This is a genomic window from Micromonospora sp. CA-240977, from assembly GCF_050942285.1.
In the GTDB taxonomy this organism is placed as follows: domain Bacteria; phylum Actinomycetota; class Actinomycetes; order Mycobacteriales; family Micromonosporaceae; genus Micromonospora.
This window is the reverse complement of the sequence record NZ_CP192055.1, coordinates 7,375,338-7,390,545: the sequence shown is the minus strand read 5'-3', so window position 1 is coordinate 7,390,545 and position 15,208 is coordinate 7,375,338. Positions and strand designations below refer to the sequence as shown.

14 protein-coding genes and 1 tRNA gene are annotated in these 15,208 nt (G+C 69.0%); 7 read left to right on the top strand and 8 right to left on the bottom strand.

Annotated features, from left to right (window positions below):
• Positions 1-121 precede the first annotated feature (121 nt).
• The 3 genes from ACQPWW_RS33675 to ACQPWW_RS33665 all read right to left on the bottom strand — a co-directional run bounded on the left by ACQPWW_RS33675 (position 122) and on the right by ACQPWW_RS33665 (position 2,668).
• Positions 122-1,282, bottom strand: a complete 1,161-nt coding sequence (locus ACQPWW_RS33675) for a pentapeptide repeat-containing protein (RefSeq protein ID WP_433127818.1) — start codon at positions 1,280-1,282, stop codon at positions 122-124.
• An 847-nt stretch (positions 1,283-2,129) separates the two neighbouring features.
• On the bottom strand, positions 2,130-2,444 hold the full coding sequence (locus ACQPWW_RS33670) for a hypothetical protein (RefSeq protein ID WP_355004434.1): 315 nt from the start codon (positions 2,442-2,444) through the stop codon (positions 2,130-2,132).
• A gap of 2 nt (positions 2,445-2,446) precedes the next feature.
• Complete coding sequence (locus ACQPWW_RS33665; protein WP_355004433.1) at positions 2,447-2,668, bottom strand: hypothetical protein; 222 nt, start codon at positions 2,666-2,668, stop codon at positions 2,447-2,449.
• A 432-nt stretch (positions 2,669-3,100) separates the two neighbouring features.
• Here ACQPWW_RS33665 and ACQPWW_RS33660 point away from each other — a divergent pair, with 432 nt between their 5' ends.
• Positions 3,101-4,312 carry a helix-turn-helix domain-containing protein gene (locus ACQPWW_RS33660; protein WP_433127817.1) on the top strand — a complete coding sequence of 404 codons (1,212 nt, stop codon included), beginning with the start codon at positions 3,101-3,103 and terminating at the stop codon, positions 4,310-4,312.
• A gap of 350 nt (positions 4,313-4,662) precedes the next feature.
• A complete protein-coding gene (locus ACQPWW_RS33655) occupies positions 4,663-4,944 on the top strand; it encodes a hypothetical protein (RefSeq protein ID WP_433127816.1) in 282 nt (93 codons plus the stop codon).
• Positions 4,945-4,953: 9 nt separating this feature from the next.
• Here ACQPWW_RS33655 and ACQPWW_RS33650 read toward each other — a convergent pair whose 3' ends face one another.
• Positions 4,954-5,106, bottom strand: coding sequence for a hypothetical protein (locus tag ACQPWW_RS33650; RefSeq protein ID WP_433127815.1), 153 nt, complete (start codon positions 5,104-5,106; stop codon positions 4,954-4,956).
• 137 nt (positions 5,107-5,243) lie between these two features.
• On the opposite strand from ACQPWW_RS33650, the gene ACQPWW_RS33645 reads away from it, so the two are divergent.
• Positions 5,244-5,786 (top strand): YbhB/YbcL family Raf kinase inhibitor-like protein, encoded by a 543-nt coding sequence (locus tag ACQPWW_RS33645; protein WP_433127814.1) that lies wholly within the window; start codon positions 5,244-5,246, stop codon positions 5,784-5,786.
• Between the two features lie 62 nt (positions 5,787-5,848).
• Here the strand turns inward: ACQPWW_RS33645 and ACQPWW_RS33640 are convergent, their stop codons facing one another.
• On the bottom strand, positions 5,849-6,559 hold the full coding sequence (locus ACQPWW_RS33640; RefSeq protein ID WP_433127813.1) for a class I SAM-dependent methyltransferase: 711 nt from the start codon (positions 6,557-6,559) through the stop codon (positions 5,849-5,851).
• 212 nt (positions 6,560-6,771) lie between these two features.
• On the opposite strand from ACQPWW_RS33640, the gene ACQPWW_RS33635 reads away from it, so the two are divergent.
• Positions 6,772-8,607, top strand: a complete 1,836-nt coding sequence (locus tag ACQPWW_RS33635) for a hypothetical protein (protein ID WP_433127812.1) — start codon at positions 6,772-6,774, stop codon at positions 8,605-8,607.
• Between the two features lie 14 nt (positions 8,608-8,621).
• Here ACQPWW_RS33635 and ACQPWW_RS33630 read toward each other — a convergent pair whose 3' ends face one another.
• Entirely contained in the window at positions 8,622-9,398 is a 777-nt protein-coding gene (locus ACQPWW_RS33630; RefSeq protein ID WP_433134738.1) for a hypothetical protein, read from the bottom strand.
• Between the two features lie 331 nt (positions 9,399-9,729).
• Here ACQPWW_RS33630 and ACQPWW_RS33625 point away from each other — a divergent pair, with 331 nt between their 5' ends.
• Positions 9,730-11,259, top strand: coding sequence for a peptide deformylase (locus tag ACQPWW_RS33625; protein ID WP_433127811.1), 1,530 nt, complete (start codon positions 9,730-9,732; stop codon positions 11,257-11,259).
• 68 nt (positions 11,260-11,327) lie between these two features.
• Here ACQPWW_RS33625 and ACQPWW_RS33620 read toward each other — a convergent pair whose 3' ends face one another.
• Positions 11,328-12,443, bottom strand: coding sequence for a globin domain-containing protein (locus ACQPWW_RS33620; protein WP_433127810.1), 1,116 nt, complete (start codon positions 12,441-12,443; stop codon positions 11,328-11,330).
• 145 nt (positions 12,444-12,588) lie between these two features.
• Between ACQPWW_RS33620 and ACQPWW_RS33615 the strand changes: the two genes are divergently transcribed.
• Positions 12,589-13,359 (top strand): CPBP family intramembrane glutamic endopeptidase, encoded by a 771-nt coding sequence (locus tag ACQPWW_RS33615; RefSeq protein ID WP_433127809.1) that lies wholly within the window; start codon positions 12,589-12,591, stop codon positions 13,357-13,359.
• 4 nt (positions 13,360-13,363) lie between these two features.
• Here ACQPWW_RS33615 and ACQPWW_RS33610 read toward each other — a convergent pair whose 3' ends face one another.
• Positions 13,364-14,842: a hypothetical protein gene (locus ACQPWW_RS33610; protein ID WP_433127808.1), complete on the bottom strand. Its 1,479-nt coding sequence runs from the start codon at positions 14,840-14,842 to the stop codon at positions 13,364-13,366.
• Positions 14,843-15,105: 263 nt separating this feature from the next.
• On the opposite strand from ACQPWW_RS33610, the gene ACQPWW_RS33605 reads away from it, so the two are divergent.
• Positions 15,106-15,196: transfer RNA gene (locus ACQPWW_RS33605), tRNA-Ser, on the top strand.
• The last annotated feature ends 12 nt before the right edge of the window (positions 15,197-15,208 follow it).

The following is a 15,208-nucleotide window of genomic DNA, read 5'->3' as shown; positions in this document are numbered from 1 at the left end:
CTGGGTCCGTCGCAAGGGGCATCTTGTTGCGGTCAAGGAGTTGCAGAGCGATCTCAATCCGTAGCGCATGTGATTGTCCCAGAGCGGCGGGGGCATCGACGCGGGAAGAGGGGCGACGCGATCATGGATTACGTTGATCCGCAGAGGGGCGGGGGTCCGTTCCGTCACGTTGCTTTTTGGGCTCGCTTCGCACGATATCTACGAAGTCGCCGCTGACGGTTTCCCCCATTCTCCATCCAGTGGGGAGTACGCACTTTATCGAGGCAAGCGCGCTTGCGCCGTCAAACTTGTACGCCTGCCCCTTGTGGTTCGTGAACCTAACCCCTCGTTTAAATATAGTGCCTTGAAATAGAGCGTTCGCAGCGAACTCGATTTCGTTGAATGTCGCCCCGCCGTGGAAAACGGCGGCCGAGCACAGGAGGTTGCCGCCGAAATTCGCACGGCGGAAGTTAGCGTCGCCTTCAAAGATCGCATCATCAGCTATGAAGTACAGGTTCGATTGGAAACCTGCAAAGTTCGTTCTGCCTATAAAACGTGCAGACCGGACGTCAATGGCATTGGCAATGCATCGGGAAAAATCGAAATCGATGAGGGTTGCATAAGACAAGTCAAGTGAAACGTCCCAAATGTCATAATCCTCGCCGAGTGTTATCAGGGGAGGGCGCAGCCGACGGGCGAGGATGCCTTGCGCTGTCAGCCTTACCTCTCGCTCCTCGCGTCGCCGCTGCTCTTCGTCGAGTCTGCGCTGCCTTTCCGCAGCACGTAGTTCGGGTGGGTTACCGAACCGTACAAGCTCAGTCCCCTGGTCTGTCGGCTGCGGTGGCTCGTAAGGCATTCGCAGGTAGGCGCATATCACGTTGGTGATGGTCTGCCGCTGCGCCGGGTTTCCCTGACCGATGCGGTCTAGTGCGTATAATGCGGCGAGCCTAACCGGGGCCTTTTCGGAGCCGAGCTGTTCGGCTGCTTTTACGTACAGCTCTGTTAATCGGCGCTCGTCCGCGTCATGTTTTGAGTCAGCCGCCGCGCGTGCCTTCAAGTCTTGGTCTACGTGGTCAACACGCTCTTGGACGTACTGTCGACGAATTGCAACGAGCAGGGCCACGAGGGCTCCCATTCCGGCAAAGACGCCGAGCAGATTGCGTATCAGATCAACCCGTAGTTGCGCCTTGCGGACAAGAAGGTCAACAGGCTCGGGAGACGCACTCGTCGGCACCTGCGCCGTTTCCCACATCCAAACAACAACGAGGCCAGCCAATGCGACCGAGACGGCAGCCATCACCACCAGCGCTAGGGGACTCATTGGGCGGAACTGTTGGTCCCTGGCCCCCTTGTTCGCATCTGGCTGCTTTTGTCCGTGTGTTTCGCGTCGTGCTCTCACCATGACAGAGTGTCGTACTGGTCAAGCGACAGGAAGACGCCGCGCGGACCGAGATCCGTCGAGCGGATCTAGCGGATCCTTCGTACGCTTGTGCGATGCCGGGGTGCGGGAGCGGGTCGGGCGCTGGTGGAGCGGGACATGGGGACGGCTTACGCGGCGTGACGTCTGGCTCGCTCGCGAGGTGCGGTGGCATGTCGTCGCCAGGTCGGGCGACTCTGAGACGGGCAAGGTGCTCCGGTGGGACTTTGACACCGAGGATGATGCACGGCGGATGGTGGAGCACCTGATCCGGGCCGACGGTGGCAAGTGGCGCGAGCAACCAAGCAAGGCTGCGGGGCCGCCGGAGTGATTCGCCTCGGGTCTTCGTTAGCGCGCCAGGCGGCAAATCGGCGGCAGCGGGCAGGCGCGGCCAGGCGTTTTGGCTGGACAGGCGCTTGCGGGTGGTGGTCTTGAAAACCGGTAAGGCAGCGATGTCTTCGTGGGTTCGAATCCCACACCCTCCGCCTGCTGGTGATCTACGTTGACGCAGCTCAGCCCTCGTTTCCCCGACGGGGCTGAATGCTGCTGGGGGGCTGGTGGGGGTACTACGCGGCGCCGTTGCCGTTGATGAATCGAAGCATGGCGATGGGCTGGGTCTGCTCATCGTGTGCGTTGGCCTCAGCGGGGGACGGCCGTAGCGCCACCCGATGTGTCGGTAGACGACGAAGCGCCCCCAGCCATCACAGCCGAGGGCGCATAGTTGGGCGCTAGATCATGCCTCTTGCAGCTCCCGCAGGTTGCGGTCGGTCGCTACGTACTGCGGCCAGTCGTCAGTGTGGCACTCGGCCGCGTGTAGAGCTGTGCGGATCTGGACCAGCAGGGCGTTGGCGGCGCTCTCGAAGTCAGGGGCCTCGATGCTCGTGGCGAACTCGACCGTGCGGTCAGCGAGACTCGCGGCCATTTGCACCTCGTGCTCCAGCTCGTCCAGGTGCTCCTGGACGGCGTCGAGGAAGTCTTCGTACTGCGCGTCAGTCCCGTGAGGGTCGCTTTCGAGCGTCATCTGGATCGCGATGCGATGCTGCCGCATGATCAACCTTTCTCCCAGCATGTAGCCCGCTTGAGCTGCCCGATCAGGTCTCTCAAGTAGTTCGCCCCCGAGGGGGTGCACTTCACGGTCTTCCAGTGCTTCTCCGGACAGGGGCAGTACATCTTGAAGTAGCTCTTCCCACCGCCGGTGATCCTCCAGTCCTTGCGCTCGGCGTCCTGGAGAACGTCCTCAAGTTCTTTGTACCTGTGCTTGGGGCGTGACACTTGGTAAACGCTCCTTGCCTCTTGAGGTTACATACCCAGAAGATCGACTAACAGGCGCGCTCGGTCACAGCCACGTCAACGGGATCAGACCGAGAGTGAGCACGGTATGGAACACCTGCGGCGAAACGCCCTACTCGGGTCGTCAATGCGACAGTCCAGGAGTTCGTAGGCATAGCGCGAAGCGCCCCCGGCCGGTATGACCGGGGGCGCTTCCGTGTGTCGGTGGTGGCGGTTACCTCCCACACCCTCCGCCAACCCGAACGCCGAGCTTGATCCACTCGGCTTCCCGGAAGCCGGGGTGTTCGGTGCTCAGGAATACGCCGATACCAGTGAATGCGAGTGAATCAACTACCGCAGCGAGTAGGCATCGACGGGTGCCTAATCGCGGCGTATGGTCGGGTACACGATGTACCCCACACGGCGAGGTGCTTCATGGCGGATCAGCAACCCACCCCCGGCCAGCGCGTCGAGCGGCTTCGTCGAGCCGCCGGCCTCTCCCGCGAGCAGCTCGCCGGCCTTGCCGGGCTGTCGCCGACCACCATCAAGTTCGTGGAAAACGGGCGTCGCGGCCTGACCCTGCGGGCCGCCCAACAGGTAGCACCCCACCTCGGCGTGCGTGACCTTGGTGATCTGTTCGGCCCACAGGTGACCCTGTCCCTGGATGGTCGACCCAGTCATCCCGCGATCGGCGATGTCCGCCGGGCACTCACCGCCTGGCACATTTCTATCTCCGGTGAACCGGATTCCCCCGACTACCTGCGCGGCGCTGTCGACTCCGCGTGGCAGACCTGGCACACGTCTCGGCATCAGCGCACCGAGGTGAGCGTCATCCTTCCCGGGCTGCTCGACGCCACTCAGCGGGCTGCCCGGCTGCACACCGGCGACGACCGGCGTGACAGCCTCGCTCTGCTCGCCCAGGCGCACCACCTCGCGCAGGCCTACCTTGCCTGGCACGGTGACCGCGAGCTGTGTTGGCTGACTGTCGACCGCGGCATGGCAGCGGCCCTCGACGCTGACGACCCCCTCGCCATCGCCCAGTCCACCTGGTACGCGGCGCACCTGTTGCGGGCCGTCGGCCGGGGTGACGAGGCGTTGGAGCGCTTGCGGGAGGCTCGCGGTCTGATCGAGCCCCGAGTTGCCGATGGTGGCAGCGAGTGGGCCGAGATGCTGGCCGACCTGCATCTCTGTACCGCGTTGACGCGGGCTCGTACCGGTGACCAGGGCGCCTGGTCCGACTGGGATGCCGCTCGGCGGGTGGTCGAGCAGGCCCTGCCGGCTGGTTTCGTCGGCCTTCGCACTCGGGTGTCGCGACCGTTGGTCGACGTGTACGCGGTGATGTGCGCGGTCGACCTGGGCGATCCTGACGAGGCGCAACGGCGGGCGCATTCGCTCGACCCGGCGTCGATCCCGTCGACTGAGCGGCGGGGCCGGCACTACGTGGAGTTGGCTCGCTCGGCCGACCTGGAGGGGGCGCAAGAGGCAACGCTTCACCTGTTGGGCCTCGCGGAGGCCACCTCTCCCGAGACGGTCCGATACTCGCCAGCGGCTCAGGAGTTGGCGGGCCGACTGGCCCGGGAGGCACCGGCTGCCATCCGTGCCGAGGCGATCCAGTTGGAGAGCAGGATCGCGGTGCCAGAGCTGTAGGGGTACCTCCTGTCGCTGGGTACGCCGCGTACCCTGCACCCCCTCCTTCGCTGCCTAGCGTGTGCTCACGATTGCAGTGGGTGCGCGGCATCGCCCTCGATTGGGGGATGACCCGTCGCCCCTAGACGGGAGGGCACCGCGATGATGTGGCCGTTCAACCTGCTCCGTCGGCAAGCTAGGCGGCTGGCGGCTTTTGTTCCGCTCGGTGCTGCCGGCCCGGCGATCCAACGCGCAGAGCAGGAAGCTGCCCGGGAACGGTTGTTGGCTCAAGCTCGGCGTCACTCCGCCGGCAATCGGGACTGCGGTGCTGGCCGATGATGGGCGAGGTCCCCACCACAGTCAGAGCGGCCGTGGATGCCCGATCGGCACAGGGCCAACGGGCCGCCGCTGTCTTGGCGAGCCGCCTCGACGACCAACACATCCCGCGCCGGCCCGAGTGGACCTGCCGCAGCTGCGAGCAGGACACGCCGTGGCCCTGCGCGCCGGCCCGAGTGCGGCTGTCCGAGGCGTACGGCCAGGATCGGATCGGGCTGTCCATGTACCTGGGCAGTCTGCACGCGGTGGTGGTCACGGAGTTGCCCGCCGTCGCCGCTGGCGAACTGTTCGAGCGCTTTGTCGGGTGGGCTCGTTGAGCGGCGTGGTCACTCTGGTGGGTCTGCGGCCCGCCGCTCCTCGCGGATCGTCTCTTCGGCAAGTCGTTCGACAGCGCGTCGGCGTTCCCGGGCGAGCGACTGCTCGTCCGGTTTGCGGAGCGCGGTGACGACGGCGACCAGGAAGTCGCGCCAGATGTTCAAGAATTTCCCCCGTGGACGTTGCGGCGATGATCATATCCGCGCTGGCGATGCCCGGACAGCGCCCAACCGGTCGTCGGCGGCCCCGGAACGGGGTAAGAAGGGGCTGATATCTCCGCACACCGGAAGGACGCGTTCTGATGACCCTGGAACGACCGATCGCCCCGGACCCGTACGAGCTGCTGCCGACGCTGCCCTCGTTCACGCTGACAAGTGACGACGTGCAGAACGGTGAGCCGATGGACGCCCGGCACGCGCATGGCAGCACCGGGGGTGACAACGTCTCGCCGCAGCTCACCTGGTCGGACTTCCCCGCCGAGACGAAGAGCTTCGCGGTGACCTGCTACGACCCCGACGCGCCGACCGGCAGCGGTTTCTGGCACTGGGTGCTCGTGAACGTGCCGGTCGCTGTCACGCAGTTGCCAAGCGGCGCCGGTGGCGCGGCCGGCGCGGACCTCGGTGGGGCGTTCGCCGTCCGTAACGACTACGGCGAGCAGGCTTACGGCGGTGCGGCGCCGCCGCCCGGCGACCGCCCGCACCGGTACGTCTTCGCGGTGCACGCCGTGGACGTCGACCGGCTGGACCTGACTCCGGACGCCAGCCCCGCCTACGTCGGCTTCAACCTCACGTTCCACACCCTGGCCCGAGCGGTGATCCGCCCGACCTACCAGATCAAGGAATGATCCGTACCCCGCGATCTTGTGCTTGACCATCGGGGCGAGCGCAAGATCGCGGGGTGGGCGGGTCAGGACGGGACGCGGGCCACGGCGAAGACCGACTGGCCGAACGGGGGGCGGACGACCTGCTCGGCGGCCTTGGTGGCGGGCAGGACCACTGTGTCGTACACCTTGACCATCGGGCCCTCCTTCGGCATCAGCCGGAAGACCTTGGTGGCCATGAAGTAGCCGATCAGCCCCAGCGCGTTGGCGTAGTGCATTTTCTCGACAGTCAGGCCGGCCTCGGTCATCGCCGCGTGCAGTGTCTTCTTCGTGTAGCGGCGGACGTGCCCGGTGGCGATGTCGGCCGGGCTCATCGCGAACTGGAACGCCGGCACGATGATGATCACGGCACCGCCGGGTCGGACCAGGTCGCGCATGCTGCTGAGCGCGCCCACGTGGTCCTCGATGTGCTCCAGGACGTTGTACGAGACCGCGGCGCTGTAGTTGCCCCGGTCGCTGTGCGGCAGCAGCATCTGCCGGACGTCGATGTTCGGCCGGTCGGCGAGGCGCTCCTTGAGCTGCACCAGCCGGTCCGGGTCGGCCTCGGTCGCGGTGAACCGGGGCAGCAGCTCGGACCACTCCAGCGCGTAGTCACCGAGGCCGCTGCCGATCTCGATCGGGTCGTCGCCGAGGTACGGCACGGCCAGCTCGATGAACCAGCGACGGTGGTTGACAGCGGTCGCCAGGCCTTCCAACACCTCGGACTGAACGCGCTGATCCCCAGTGATTTCTGCCATGCGTCGATTCCTCACGATATGAACTCGACCCGTGCCTGGACCGACAGAGTGAATCATCCGCTGGGACGGCAGAAGAATCGGGGCATCGGGGGTGGCCGAATTGTGGTCGGGGGTGGGTTCGTGATCGGCGGTCGGCGAACCCGGCACATAGTACGGCAGTACCCCGAAACATGTCACGGCAGCGCCATGCCCTGACTACTCTGTGAATTGTCATGACTACTCCTGAGCCGGACGCGCCCAGCGACAGCGACGGTTCGGCCGCCGCGCCGTCGGCGCAGGGGGAGCCGGGGCGGGTTCGGCCTTCCCGCAAGGGGAAGTGGACCGATCTGCTCGCCGTGCTGAGCTTCGTGGCCCTCGGTCTGTGGGTGACCGCTCGACTCTGGTTGGACCCGGGCAGTGGCGTACGGGACAACCAGTCCGATCAGTCGCAGTTCGAATGGATGATGGCGCACGGTGCACGAGTCGTCACACAGTTTGCGTATCCGTTCCATTCCAATCAGATGAACGTCCCGGACGGCGTGAATCTGATGGCCAATACGTCCGTATTATCCATTTCGTTGCCACTGACGCCCGTCACCCTGCTCCTGGGGCCGAGAGTGGCATTCCTGGTCTTTCTCACCGTCGGCATGATTGCCACCGCCACCGCCTGGTACTTCCTGCTCTCCCGCGTCCTGATCGGCAGCCGTGGGCCGGCGTGGCTGGGTGGCGGCTTCTGCGCGTTCGCGCCGGCCATGGTGTCGCACGCCAACGGGCACCCGAACATCGTGTCGCAGTTCGTCGTCCCGTTGATCATCTGGCGGACCCTGCGGCTCGGTGAACCGGGCCGCTGGCTGCGCAACGGCATCCTCCTCGCGCTCGTGATCGTCTGGCAGGCCTTCCTCAACCTGGAGATCCTGCTGATGACGGCGATCGGGCTCGGCCTGGTCATCGGCGTGCTCGCCCTCGGTCGTGCCGAGCTACGGCCGCGGGCCCGGTCCTTCCTCGCCGGCCTCGCCGTGGCCGCCGGGCTCTCCGCGCTGCTGCTCGCGTACCCCCTGTACGTGCAGTTCTTCGGACCGGACGCGTACTCCGGGCTGTCCCGGCTGATCCGCGGCTATTCGAGTGACCTGGCGTCGTTCGTCGCGTACTCCCGGGAGTCCCTGGCCGGCAGCCCGCGCACCGCCGCGGGCCTGGCCAAGAACCCGACCGAGGAGAACAGCTTCTTCGGTTGGGCGCTTGTGGTGCTGGTGCTCGCCCTGGTCTGGTGGTTGCGGCGCTCGGTCGTGGTGCTCGCCCTGGCCGCGCTCGGGCTGCTCTTCACGGTGCTCTCGCTGGGCCGGGAGATCCGCTTCGACAACCGGGGTACCGGGGTGCCGGGGCCCTGGGCGGCGCTGGAGAACCTGCCGATCCTGCACTCGGTGGTGCCGACCCGGTGGGCGTTGGCGATCACCCCGATCGTCGGGCTGCTCCTCGCCTACGGCGCCGAACGTGCCCGCGAACTGGCCGGCGCGCACCCGGTCGCCAGGGGGCAGGTCCGCTTCGTCACCGCAACAGTGCTCACGATGGCTCTGCTGCCGATCGTCCCGACTCCGCTGCCCGTGGCCGACCTCGATCCGGTCCCCACGTTCGTGACAAGTGGGGCCTGGCGTCAGTACGTGACAGGTGGGCGCAGCGTGGTGGCCCTGCCGCTGCCGGACACCACCTACGCGGAGCCGCTGCGGTGGGCGGCGGAGACCCGGCTGGACATGCCGCTGGCCCGTGGCTACTTCCTCGGCCCGGACACCCGCCCGAGCGCCGATCCTCCGCGCGTCGCGTTGTTCGGTGCGCCGCCCCGGCCCACAAGCAGCTTCTTCGCCACCATCCGGCGTACCGGGGCGGTGCCGCCGATCACCCCGCAGGCACGGGTCCGAGCGGTCGACGACCTGCGCTTCTGGCGGGCGGGGGTGGTCATCCTCGGGCCGCACGAGCAGGAGACCGCGCTGCGTCGGGGGATGACCGAGCTGACCGGGATCCAACCGGTCCGCACCGGGGGTGTGTGGGTCTGGGACGTCCGGTCGTTCACCGACTGACCCGACACGACTGTCTAACGGACGCAGCAGCCCTGGCAGACCTTGGGACGGGGCAGGGTGAAGGCGAGGCAGCAGGTGCGCCGCTGCACGCTCGGCTCACCTGTCGGCCCCGGCACCAGCTCGATGAGGTCGGCCAGGTCGAGCGCGCCGAGCAGGGTGTCGATGCTCTGCACCGTCGAGCCGGGCAGGCCGTCCGCGGCCCGCAGGATGCCGTGCGCGATGCCGGAGGCGACCGAGCCGAGCAGCGTCCGGGTGCCCACCCGGACCTCCGACTGGATCGCCGTGATGAGCGGTGCGAGGTGCGCGTCGAGCAGTGCGGCGCGCAGCGCGGCCAGCAGCTCCGCCTCGTCGGCGACGACCCGCACCTCCGGCAGGCCGGCGAGGGCCAACGGGTCGTTCGGCAGCACCGCGACGGTGGTCCCGCGACGCAGGCCCATGGTGAGCAGCTGCCGGTGGTCCTCGAAGTGGATCAGCACGTCGGCCGGATCGACAAGCGGTACCCGTCGGGCGGAGGCCCAGCCGAGCACTACCGGCAGCGACGTCCAGTAGCTGTACGACTTCCAGGCCAACGCCGCGCAGGCGTGCGGGGTGCCACCCCAGCGGACGGCGGCGCCGCGCAGCAACTCCGGCAGCCGACTGCCGTCGATCAGGGTGGTGGCGGGCGCCCAGCCGAACTCGTCGTCGACCACCAGGCCCCGGGCGAGCCCGGGAACGTCGTCGGTGCCGAACATGGCCCGGAGCGCCGCGGTGACGGGGGCGAGCGGCATGGCGACGGCGTCCCGCCTCGGCATCACCGCTGTCACCTGAGTCATCCCCCGTTTGCGTGACCGGGGAGGTGCCCCGGCGGACGGGCGAGTGCCGTCCTGAGCTAAGGCTAGCCTAACCAGACGTGCGGGTCTAAGGGAAGCCTCACCTTGGTCTGACCCGGGAGGCCCAGGTCACCTGCCTGTGGTGCGAGCAGCGCTCCGCGTTCCGCGTACTACCCGCCGTGTGGGCCGAGAAACGGCGCCGCACGATTGACGGCGGTCGGTGGATTGTCAAGCGGTGTGTCGAAAAGATGCCAGTTGCGTGTGTGCTCAGGCACAGAACGTGAAACTTAATGCCCCGGCCACGAGGAAGCCGATGACGACCTCACCCCTCGAACGGGCTGCCGACTCCTTCGCGGCCGAGCTCGCCAGGCAACGGACCGGGCGCGGGCTGTCCAAGAAACAACTGGCCGTTCTCATGGGGTTCGACCCGTCCTACGTGAGCCACGTCGAAGGGCGCCGACACCGCCCGACCGAGGACTTCGCCCGCCGGGCCGAGGCCGTCCTGGAAGCCAACGGCGCGATCTGGCAACGCTTCCGGGAGTACGACGACCTGCGGCACGCCCGCGCGGGTCAGTCGCACCGCGAGTCCCACCTGCCCGGACAGTGGTTGCCGCCCGGCACCGGCCTCGTCGTGGAACGGGAACTCGCCGTCCTCACCCACACCGACGACGGTTACCGGTGCATGATCCGCCGTGAGCTGTACAACGCCGGGACCGAGCCGGTCACCCGGTACCTGATCCGGGTCGCCGTCGACCGCTACCCGAACGATCCCGGCCGCTCCAACCGGCACCACCGCGAGCACCAACTCACGTTCGCCGAGCTGCAACTGCAGGCCCGCCGGGACGACGGCAGCGGCGACCCGGAGCCGATGCACTGGCGAGCCAAACACGATCGGGACGCGTTCAAGGAGATCTGGCTGCTCTTCGAGAACGGGGAACGCCGCTTCCCGCTCTATCCGGGCGACCGGGCCACCATCGAGTACGCGTACAGCGTCGGGCACGAGAAGTGGGGGCCCTGGTTCCAGCGGGCCGTCCGGCTCCCCACCCGACAGCTCGCCGTACGGCTGGACCTGCCCGCGGCGCTCGACCCACAGGTCTGGGGCGAGGAAACCTCGCTCTCCGCGGAGGAGGGCCCGCTGCGGACGGCCCCGCAGCGCCACGACGAGGGTGACCGGGCGATCTACGAGTGGCAGACCGACGACCCGCCGCTGAACGCCCGCTACCGGATGCAGTGGCGCTTCCGCGCCCGACCGGACACCGAACCGGACAACGGCCCCGGCGGTGTCCGGGTACGCCCCAGCGACCGGATGCGCGGCCTCGGCATCGTGCAGCGCGGCGACGACCTGCTCCGCCAGCGCGTCCGCCCGTTCGACCTGCCCGGGGAGGAGCCGGTCGCGCGGGATGTGGTCGACCGGCTCACCATGGCCCTGGCCCGACTCGACGAACTGCACCCGTTCAACAAGGGGGTGGGCGTCGCCGCCCCGCAGCTCGGCATCGGCCGGGCGGCGGCAGTGGTGCGGCCCCCCGACCGGTCGGCAGAACCGGTAGTGCTGCTCAACCCCCGGGTGGTCGACGCCGCCCCGGACACCGACGAGCAGTACGAGGGCTGCCTGTCCTTCTTCGATCACCGAGGTCTGGTGCCCCGACCGCTGCGACTGGACGTCGAACACGCCCAGTGGGACGGCAGCCGGATCATCACCTCGTTCGAGTTCGGCATGGCCCGGCTCGTCGCACACGAGATCGACCACCTGGAAGGCCGCCTCTACGTCGACCTGATGGCACCGGGCGTGCCGCTGGTGCCGGTCGAGGAATACCGCGAGACCGGGCACCCCTGGCGCTACTGACAAGCGAGGGACCGGGGCGCGTGCCCCAGGGGGCAGGGGCACGCGCCCCGGTGTGGGGGGAGGAACGTCTAGAGGTCACCGAAGGTGTCGTAGCGGATGTGCGGCGGTGGCACCTCGTCCGCGGCGAGCACCCGCAGCGTGGACCGGACCATCCGGGCCGAGCCGGAGACGTAGCAGTCGTGCGCGGTCCACGGGCCGTACCGGGCCACCACCTCCGGGATGTCGCCCAGCTCACCGTCGAAGTCCGGGTCGTCGCTGCACGCCGCGGTGACCGACAACCACGGGTGTACGGCGACCAACTCCTCCAACCCGGCCAGGCCGTACAGGTCCGCTGCCTGCCGGGCGCCGTAGAAGACGTGCACCCACCGGGTGCGGTTGTAGGTGGCGAGGTCCTCCACCAGCGCCTTGATCGGTGCCAGGCCGACTCCGCCGGCCACGCAGAGGATGTCCCGTTCCGAGGAGCGGTCCAGGGTCATCGACCCCATCGGCGCCGCCAGGCGGAGCAGGTCACCCGGCCGCACCCGACGCACCAGTGCACCGGACACCCAACCGGCCCCCGGCGACCGGACGTGGAACTCCAACACGTTGTCGTCGTTCGGGGCGTTCGCCACCGAGTAGTTCCGCCACTCCCGGGGGCGGTGGCGCGGCACCTCCAGGCTGACGTACTGCCCGGCCTGCCACCGCAGTGGATGCTGCAACGCCCGGCAGGTGAACACGGCGGTGTCCGGGCCGTAGCGCTCGTGGGTCAGCACCTCGGCGTGCCAGAACGGCGGGCCGTCGTCATCGGCCGCCCCGGCCATCATCCGGGCGGCGACCGCCCCGTAGGCCTCCCGCCACGCCTGGTCGTACTCCAGGTTCCAGCTGTCGCGGGCAGTGCCGCGCAGCGCGTCCAGCAGGGCCGTGCCCATCGTCGCGTAGTGCCGGTCGTCGACGTGGTACTTCCGGTGGTCGCGGCCCAGCGCCCGGAGAAACTCGTCGAAGCTCTCCGGGTCGTCGACAGTGTGGATCGCCGTGATGATCGCTTCCAGCAGCCGGTCGCCCTGGCCGGTCATCTGCACCGGGAAGAGGTGCCGCAGGGCGGGATCGAGCAGGAACATCCGGGCGTAGAAGTGGTCGGTCAGTCGGGCCCGATCGTCCTCGACCAAGGTCCAGCTCTCCTTCAGCAACCGTGCGAGGTTGTCCACGGGGCGCTCCTCCTCCAGTCGACAGCGGATCGGGCGCCCATAGAATCTCCACGGAGAGTGTCGACTGGTCGCACAGAATGTGCGATCGGCTCATGCTGACCGGTCGCCCGTGCCACCGGTCTCGCTCGTCGGGCAGAGTGGTGCGGTGACAGTTGAGCTGACCCGCCCGGTGTCCCGCCGTCTGCTGGGCACCGAAACGCTGCTGGTCCTCGGCCTGTCCCTCGGTCAGTCGGCGGTCTACGCGGTGGTCTCGATCATCGCGAAGCTGACCGCCGAGGGTCCGCTCTCCAAGCAGACCGCCTCGCTGAACACGTCAGCTTCGACCCGGCCCTGGCTGGACCTCACCTACCAGCTCCTCGGCATCGTGTTCGCGCTGCTGCCGGTGCTGCTCGCCGTACACCTGCTCAGCCGTGACCCCGGCGACCCGGCGCGGACCCTCGGCGTGGACGCCCGGCGGCCCGGCCAGGATCTGGCCCGCGGCGCCGGTCTGGCCGCGCTGATCGGCCTGCCCGGACTGGCCCTGTTCTTCGTCGCGGCCCAGCTCGGCCTCAACGCCACGCTGGTGCCGGCCGCGCTGCCGTCGGTCTGGTGGGCGGTGCCCGTACTGATCCTCGCCGCCGTGCAGAACGCCGTGCTGGAAGAGGTGATCGTGGTCGGCTACCTGGTCACCCGGCTGCGCCAGCTCCAGTGGCGGCTCGCCGCGATCATCGCGGCCAGTGCGCTCCTGCGCGGCTCGTACCACCTCTACCAGGGCTTCGGCGCGTTCGTCGGCAACGCGGTGATGGGCGTGATCTTCAGCCTCTTCTACCTGCGTACCAGGCGGGTGCTGCCGCTGATCATCGCGCACACCCTGCTCGACGTCGTCGCCTTCGTCGGCTACGCGTCGCTGCCCAAAGAGTGGTTCGACTGGCTCTGACGGATCAGCGCCGGTAGGCGGCCACCGTTCGAGCGGCGAGCCGGTCGGTCGCCGCCGCGTCGCCAAGCGCCGCCGCCAGCACCGCCGCGCCCGGCAACAGCCGGGCCACCAGCCGCAACGCCACCCAACCGCCAGCCTGCGCGGTGAGCGGCGCGGCCAACCGCCAGGCCGCCTCCGCCGCCCGCGGCCAGGCGCCCTCGACCGGATCGCCGGCCGTCCGCGCGGCAGTCAGGGCCTCCCGCGCGCTCACCGCGTCCGGGTGCACCTGGGTCAGCACCAGCAGCTCGACGGCCCGGTCGGGATGCGCCGGATCCCTGCCGTACACCGCCGCCAGGTGCAACACCAGGTTCGCCTGCGTCCACAACACCGAGGCCAACTCGGCGAGCGGCGCGAAGAAACCAGCAAGCGCCGCGGTCGCCCCGCCCGCGCCCGCCGCCCGCACATACCGCCGGGTCACCAGCCGGGCCAGGCCGTCCGCCGGCGCGTCCGGATACCTGTCGCGCAGCCGCGCGGCCCACTCGGCCGCGCCGGGTCCGAGTGACCGCACCGCAGCCAACGCCAGCAGCTCCGGCGCGAAGCCGGGGTGATCGAGAACGCGCGCGGCGACCGCCCGCAGCTCCGATTCCGGGGTACGCCCCGAAGTCGGCACCGGGTTGCTGAGCTGCGCTCGGGCCTGCGGTGCTGGGGTGACTTCCGCGGAGGCGGCGTTCCGGCGTGGGGTCCCCGCGCGCTCGGCCGTCGAGGCGGTCCTTCTGGCCGGGACGGCGGGTTGGGTGGCCGGGTTGGCCGCCTTCTCCGTCGGTGGGGCCTTCTTGGTGGGGGCGGCCTTCTTGGTCGGAGCGGCCTTCTTGGTCGGAGCGGCTGTTTGGGTCGGCGCGGCTTTTCGGGTCGGCGCGGTCGTCGCGCTGGCCGGGGTTGGCGCCTGGTCGGTCGGGCTGTCCGTCGTGCTGGTCTGGCTGTCCGTCGTGCTGGTCGCAGCGGGTACGGCCGGGGCTGTGGCGGTCGGCTTCGTGGCCTTCCCGGCGGCGGCCTTGCGAGGGGTGGCCTTACGAGGGGTGGCGCGAGCCGTCGGCGTGCGTGTCGACGTCGCGGTGGATGGTTGCCGGTCGCGGGCGGGTGCGTCGGCCTGCTCGGTGGCCGGTGCGGGCTCCTCGGGTGGGCCGGTCCGGTTGGCGGCGGGTGCGGGCTCCTCCGACGGGCCGGCCTGGTCGACGGCGGGTGCGGCCAACTCGGTTGCGTCGGCCTGGGGGGCGGCGGCCTTCTTGGGTGGGCCAGCCTGGTCGGGGGCGTCCGCCTTCTTGGGTGGGCCAGCCTGGTCGACGGCGGGTGCGGCGTCGTCGGGTGGGGCGCTCGGCGAGGATGCCGAGCGGAGCGGCTGCCGAGGCAGCGGGCGGTCCGGCTCCGGAGGCTGGAAGATCACCGCCGGGGCGGCCTTGGCCCGGCGCGGACGCGGGCTCGCCGGAACGGCTGCCGGTGGTGGCACCGTCTCCCCAGGCTGCTCGACGGCGGTCGGCGGTGTGAAGGTGGGCCGCGGGGAGCGCCGGCGCGCTCTTTCAGCAGGCTCTCGACGGGTCGACTCGCTGGGCGGCTGCTCCTGCATATCGATGGAGCGTAGTCCCGATCACGCCGCCGCACAGCGCTGAAACACGGGGGCGGGCTGCCCCTGGTCGGCGTACCCCGGAAGTCGTTTTGCTCCCGGCGGGTGGCGACCTGTATTCTCGGGCGCGGTGGTCTGCGGATCACCGGGGAGACTTCGCCTAGTCTGGTCTATGGCGCCGCACTGCTAATGCGGTTGGGGTCTTAAAGCCCCTCCCGGGTTCGAATCCCGGAGTCTCCGCGCGAAAGCCGG